This is a genomic window from Faecalibacterium sp. Marseille-Q0746 (assembly GCF_017377595.1).
GTDB lineage: Bacteria > Bacillota > Clostridia > Oscillospirales > Ruminococcaceae > Faecalibacterium > Faecalibacterium duncaniae.
On record NZ_JAFREI010000040.1, the window covers coordinates 1 to 6,402 of the forward strand.

General features: G+C 50.2%; 5 protein-coding genes. 4 read left to right on the plus strand and 1 reads right to left on the minus strand.

The genetic code is table 11. From position 1 onward, the window contains the following. The coding region (gene xerC, locus J3351_RS13805) for a tyrosine recombinase XerC (protein WP_207697985.1) at window positions 1-943 on the plus strand (943 nt) is incomplete at its 5' end. A 327-nt stretch (window positions 944-1,270) separates the two neighbouring features. Then, entirely contained in the window at window positions 1,271-1,777 is a 507-nt protein-coding gene (locus J3351_RS13810) for a hypothetical protein (RefSeq protein WP_146746475.1), read from the plus strand. On the opposite strand, the gene J3351_RS13815 is transcribed toward J3351_RS13810, so the two are convergent. After that, window positions 1,774-2,688, minus strand: coding sequence for a helix-turn-helix domain-containing protein (locus tag J3351_RS13815; protein WP_207697986.1), 915 nt, complete (start codon window positions 2,686-2,688; stop codon window positions 1,774-1,776). The genes J3351_RS13810 and J3351_RS13815 overlap by 4 nt on opposite strands. Window positions 2,689-3,101: 413 nt before the next feature. Between J3351_RS13815 and J3351_RS13820 the strand changes: the two genes are divergently transcribed. Together J3351_RS13820 and J3351_RS13825 are read left to right on the plus strand one after the other, a co-directional pair. Further along, on the plus strand, window positions 3,102-4,352 hold the full coding sequence (locus tag J3351_RS13820) for a radical SAM protein (RefSeq protein ID WP_112114480.1): 1,251 nt from the start codon (window positions 3,102-3,104) through the stop codon (window positions 4,350-4,352). Between the two features lie 129 nt (window positions 4,353-4,481). After that, window positions 4,482-6,095 (plus strand): ABC transporter ATP-binding protein, encoded by a 1,614-nt coding sequence (locus tag J3351_RS13825; protein WP_015565741.1) that lies wholly within the window; start codon window positions 4,482-4,484, stop codon window positions 6,093-6,095. The last annotated feature ends 307 nt before the right edge of the window (window positions 6,096-6,402 follow it).

The window sequence follows — 6,402 nt, forward strand, 5'->3', positions numbered from 1 at the left end:
CACCCTGCTGAAAACCGCCTTTTCCTATGCGGTGGAATGGGACTTGATCCACAAGATTCCCCTGCCCCGTGATGCCCCCAAGGTCAATATCGAGGAACGCACCATCTGGGACGAGAAAACCATGCTGACAGCCTTGCAGACCATCGAAAACCCCGCCCTGCATCTGGCGGTGCACATGAGCATGATCCTTTCGCTCCGTGAGGGCGAAATTCTCGGCTTGCAGCCGAGTGATCTGAATTTCGATGCCGCCGATGGGCGTGGCACCATCTCAGTCAGCAAGACCATGCAGCGAGCCAACAAGGACGCTTTGGAAAAGCTCGACCTCAATCAGGTCTACCACACCTTCCCGGACAGGCGTGAGGGCAGCAAGTCCTCTCTCATCCTGAAAAAGCCTAAGACCAAGAAGTCCAACCGTGTCCTGTATATGACCAAACCTCTGAAAGAGGAACTTCAAGCATGGCTTGAAAAGCTCAAACAGGACGAGCAGAACGCTCCGGAGAAGTACAGCAACTGCGGTCAGCTGTTTCGTCTCCCGGACGGCCTGCCCATCGCGCCGGAGTTGCTGACAAAATGGTACCGCCTGTGGAGAGCCGAGCATCCAGAGTTTGAACAGATCGTGTTCCACGGTCTGCGGCACTCCAGTGCCACCTACCAGCTTTTGCAGTCTGACGGTGACTTCAAGTCGGTGCAGGGCAATACAGGTCACGCCACCGCATCTGTCCTGATGGACACCTACGCCCACACGCAGGACAAGCCCCGGCTGGAACTGACCGAGAAGATCGAAGCGAACTTCTATTCCCAAGACCTGCCCCCGGCAGCACCCCAGCCCCGGCAAAATGAAAAGCCGGCGGCAACAAAAATCTCCGGCAAGGAGATCCTTGAAGCCATCCGGCTGATGGACGCAGACGAACGCAGAGAATTGACGAGAGCCTTGTTCGCCTAAAATTTCTTCTTTTTATGCAAAGGAAAGCAGGCTGTGCAAACCTTGCGCAGAAAAGCCCCTGATTCGGGCAAATGTGCAAACGGTGTGCAGAAAGTGTGCAGCCGCTTTCCTACATAAAGAAAGAACGTCAAATCTTACGATTTGACGTTCAATATCTGGTGCACCTCCAGGGACTCGAACCCTGGGCCCACTGATTAAGAGAGCAAGCCGCCGGTTCGTCTCAATTTATGGAAGTTTCGAGTCATCGTTATTTTTAATCAAAGCAATGTGATTTTTTACCCGGTAATTTCTGCACCCTTTGTCCGATTTTGCAACGATTTGCACCCTTTGCACGTTTTGAAACCGTGCAAAAACCGTGCAGAAACCGTGCACTTACTCCCAGACAAACTAAAATCCACTTCATCCGACAACGACTTGACGGCATTGGTTTGGGTGGCCATTCTCTTATTTTTAGTACTTGCTGCATCACAAGCCGATTGGAAAGCATCTGACCTCATTCTCAGTATAACCCGTCGTTTTGTGTTAGAAAAAAGCAACACAGCACGATATGGTCTGTATGGCCTTGTAGTGGTATCCTTTTGCCAACAAGAAAACAACATAAAACGAAAGGAAAAACAAATGATGAAACGTATCTTTACCCTGATTGCCTCTATTGTTCTGGCCACCAGTCTACTGGCTGTCCCCTGCTTTGCCGCTGAGCCTGAAGACTTGCCAGCACCGCAGCCTGGTGTGACCGAAACGGAACAACCTGACGGTTCTGATCAGCCTGAGAATCCGGACAGACCTTCTATCCAGCCATGTGATGCTATGCCGGGCGTTGGAGACATGGGTTAACTCATAAAATCGATGTTCAAGTATTCTTTCGCTTCTTTTTTGACAACCTCTAACCCGATTTGATATCCAATGACTTTGCAGAGATAATACGATTGGTAGTACAATTCTTTGCTGATTTCGTCATCGCCCATAAAATGTCGGCATTCCGCTTCAATTTCCAGACATCGGGGCAATACTTGGTAATGTCCATATTGAATACAGGCTTCTCGTCCTTCTTTAGCGAGTGCAGCTCCTTCCTCATAGCGACCGCACAAATCCAGTACCCGAGCATAATTATAAAGGACCAAAGGCAACACCCCTATAGATGTTATGGTTTCCTTAAAATGCTTACGCACATACTTAAGCAGCTGATAGTAGATTTCAGCTGCTTTTTTATTTTGGCCAGCATCAGAGTAAGCAAGCCCAATCTGATTGATAATTGTGATTTCATCTCTTGTATAAAGGAAACTTTCTATACTCTCCAGGTCAAAGCGGGGCACAGTCAGCTGAATTGCCTGCATTAGCAGATCGATTTCCAGCGGCGTGTAGCGTCCATCTAAGCGTCCCAGAAGTACCCTTGAACGCAGGGCAAATTGCTGCGCAATTTGATCATCCGGATCTGCCAGCTTTTCAAATTGTGCGAGCTTCTCAAAGCCCTCCGGCACCTTTTCGGTCACATTGCAGGCAACAATTTCTTTCTGAAGAGCTTCCATCTCCAGTTCATTTTTACTCAGCAGAGCAAAATAGCGGTCATCCGGCAGGCCCAGACGCTGCAAAAGGGCATTGATCCGGTTGCGGCTGGGGGTCTGTTTCCCATTTTCCAGTCGGGAAAGAGTCATAGGCTCACAGATTCCATAGCAGAGCTGCTCCTGGGTCAAACCCAGATCCAGCCGCCGCTGCTTGACGTACTCGCCAAGAAAGACATTCTTCATCCCTAAACCCTCCTATAGAAGTAATATCTCTATTATTATAAAGGATGGCACAGCGGATTTCCAGTGAACGGTTCAACTTTTACTGAAAACTTATCGTTTTGTGTTATTTTCAAGTAACTCGGCACGATATGTTGCCGGTCGGCAGGATGTGCTACAATACAGTCACAGCAAGGGATACGAACAAACGAAAGCTCCCAAGCTGAATAAAACCAAAAAGAAAGGAGAAACAAATCATGGAAGTCCTCGCTGAGAAGAAGCCCATTGAAGAACAGGTTGATTGCAATATCGACATTAATATCTTCTGCTAACAGGGTTAATTACCACTTTAATAAGGGGTTCGGATTGTTCCGGGCCCCTTATTTCGAACAATTATCCTGTAATCAGGATTTTTATATAGATAAAGAGGAGCTAATATGTATACAGTACCCAGCTATGTGACCTATCGCACGGAAGAAGATGCTATTTATATTACATCAGAATTGTATCGCAATACCGTCCGGCTGACCGATCATGGCCTGCAGAAGGAGTTCATCAATCTCACCCGTTGCGGCGTCTGTGCGGAACTGAATACGCCGTTGACACGCTATCTGCATGAGCAAGAGCTTCTGGTAACCGAGGAAGAACTGGACCATGCGCTGCACCAGGTGAGATCTTTGCTGGATAATATCTTCATGGTAACATTGATGCCGACGGAAGGCTGCAATTTCCGCTGCCCATATTGCTATGAAGATCACCATGCGGTCAGTATGACTCGTGACACACTGGACCGAATTGAGGAGTATATAACTGCACAAGCGCCGCGCTATAAACAGGTCATACTTGCATGGTTTGGAGGTGAACCTACTCTTTGCAAAGACACTGTGCTGGAAGTGTCCAACATTGTGCAAAATCTGCAGAAACAGTATGGCTTTCACTATGCTGCCAATATGACCACCAATGGTTATCTGCTGAATGACAAGCTATTTCGGCAGTTCTATCAGGCAGGGATCACCAGCTATCAAATTACAATTGATGGTTGGAATCACGACAAGACTCGGCCCCATGTATCCGGCAAAGGAACCCTGCAGACCATCATTAACAATCTGGCCTCTCTTTCCAAGTTGCCGCCGGCAGAGTATTCCTTTCATATCACGCTGCGCCACAATATTCTGGCCGACGATGAGGACTACAGTTGGTATGATTATCTGTACCGTCTGTTTGGGCATGACAAACGCTTCGCCGTACTTGTTCGTGCTGTTGGTGACTGGGGTGGTGAAGGCGTCCACAGTCTATCCATCCTTCATCAGGATACAAAAGATGTGTTGGTAGCAAAACATGTTGCATATCTGGATAAGATCGGGATGTCGTGTCATAACCACAGAAACGGAGCCCTTGCACAGGTGTGCTACGCTTCCTATCCACATAGCATGGTATTCCGGGCCAATGGAAAAATTGGCAAATGCACTGTGGCGCTTGACCACCCGCAAAACCAGTTAGGTTGGGTTGATCCCGAAAAAGGTATTGTGATCGACCCGGAGGTTAACTGCCGGTGGAGCTTTTCTGATCTGAAGCCCGAGTGTCGTAGCTGCCGGAATGTTTTGCGCTGCATGAATATGCAGTGCAAAAAGTCTGAAATTATTGATGGAAAGACAGTTTGCCTCTATAGAAAATCAGAATGTGTGTAATCAGTTAACTAACGCAAAACGATATGTTTATTCCTCATCCTGTGTGCTACAATTTGAATCAGAAAGAGCAAAGCACACAATCCACTGTTCATAGAGACAGATGGAACGATCACAGAAGAGGTGGAAATCATGAAGTATTATCTCAAAAAGTGCTGGCCCACTGTTACAGCGGCCTCCATCTGTATGGTTGTTGCCTATGGTTTGCAGGTCTGCACCAGTCTGGTACAGATTCAGATCACCCAGGGACTGCTGGACGGTGATCTGCGGGCTTTCACCATTCGGATCATTCTTCTTCTGCTGACCTGGCTGGCCGTGGTCCTTTGCCTGATTGCAGAGACCTTCTTCCAGGGCCGGGCCGTGCGCCGGATGAACAACGCTCTGCGCCGGGATATGGCAGCGGGCCTGTTGCACAAGACCCATCAGGAGTATCATAAGCAGGAGAGCGGCGAGTACCTCTCCCAGTTTACCAACGACGTGAACCAGATTGAGCAGATGGCCTGGACTCCGTTTTTCACCATCATGGGTTCTGCGGCACAGGTGGTGTTCGGCATCGTTGCACTGGCATCCATTCATTGGCTGCTTCTGGTGATTTCTCTGGTCATCGCATTGGTTATGATCTTCGTTCCTCGTCTGTTCAGCAAACGGTTGGGAACCGTTGGCACAGCCTGTGCCGCCAGCCAGGCTGACAGCGTCAGTAAAATCAAGGATCTGCTGGCAGGTTACGATGTGCTTCGCTTCTTTGGCAAGGATGAACGGTTTACCAGCGGAGTCGATGCAGCCAGCGACAGCATGGAGCAGGCCAAGTACAAACTGACCATCAACAAGGACGGCATCGGCTGTGGTCTGGCCTATGTCAGCGCCGTCTGCCAAGTGGCCGTTGTCATCCTGCTGGGTGTCCTGATCCTCAATGATATGATTCCTCTGGCCACCTTTATGGGCACCGGTACCATCTGCGCCGGCGTGTATAATGGACTGAACCAGGTGTCCAAACTTGCAGTGTCCTTCTCGGCCAGCAAGCCCTATTTCGATAAGATTACCATCCATGCCGGCGAGGCGCAGCTTCCTGATTTCGGTCTGCCTACCCTGCAGGAAGGCATTACGGTCAAGGATGTTTCTTTCGGCTACGATGAAAAGAAGCCGATCCTGGTCCACATGAACGCGGAATTCAAGAAAGGCGGCAAATACGCCCTCACCGGTCCCTCCGGCTGCGGCAAGAGCACCCTGCTGAAGATTCTTCTGGGCTGGCTGCCCGGCTACCAGGGCAAGGTCCTTTATGACGAGAGAGACGTGCGGGATTACACGCCCGAGCAGCTCCAGCAGAAAATGAGCTACATCGAACAGAATGTGTTCCTGTTCAATACCACCATCCGTGAGAACATTACCCTGGGTGAGCACTTTACCGACGAGCAGATGGAAAAGGCACTGCGTGACAGCGCCCTGGCAGGCGACCTTGCCAATATGCCCAAGGGTCTGGATACGCCGGTGGGCGAGGAAGGCAACGCCCTCTCGGGCGGCCAGAAGCAGCGCGTGGCCATCGCCCGTGCTCTGATCCATAACCGCAGCATCCTGCTGGTGGATGAGGGCACCAGCGCCCTGGACCAGAAGAACGCCGACATCGTGGAGAAGAGCCTGCTGTCCAACCCTGACCTGACCCTGATCCTGATTAGCCATCACCTGAGCGACGAACGTAAAGCCCAGTTCGATCATGTGTACGAGTTGACGCCCGCATCTTCTATTGTCTGAAACCGGGAAGCAACGCAATAGCCGGAAGAATCCAAAGAAACCGTGCCGGGGTTTCGTGACACACGACTTTGTTTGCAAAGTCTAGTGTGTTACACCTTGGTTCCGGCTGATGCGGAAAAGGGACTGCGAGCAGCTCCGGCAAGCACCTATTCTGCGGCAGAAGGATGCGCGGATGGGGATGGCAGCTAATGGTTTCTGCCCACCCAGCGCAGGCTTGCAGAGGAACCAATGGTGTACGTTCTCCTTCCTGCCGCAGCAGCGTTTTTCCCTATAAGCCGCAAGGTAAATAATCAGCGTCTGTATTTGC

Bases quoted from the DNA above. Each gene is read 5' to 3' on its own strand.
- J3351_RS13825 (WP_015565741.1), top strand. From the start codon at position 4,482: ATGAAGTATTATCTCAAAAAGTGCTGGCCCACTGTTACAGCGGCCTCC.
- J3351_RS13820 (WP_112114480.1), top strand. From the start codon at position 3,102: ATGTATACAGTACCCAGCTATGTGACCTATCGCACGGAAGAAGATGCT.
- J3351_RS13815 (WP_207697986.1), bottom strand. From the start codon at position 2,688: ATGAAGAATGTCTTTCTTGGCGAGTACGTCAAGCAGCGGCGGCTGGAT.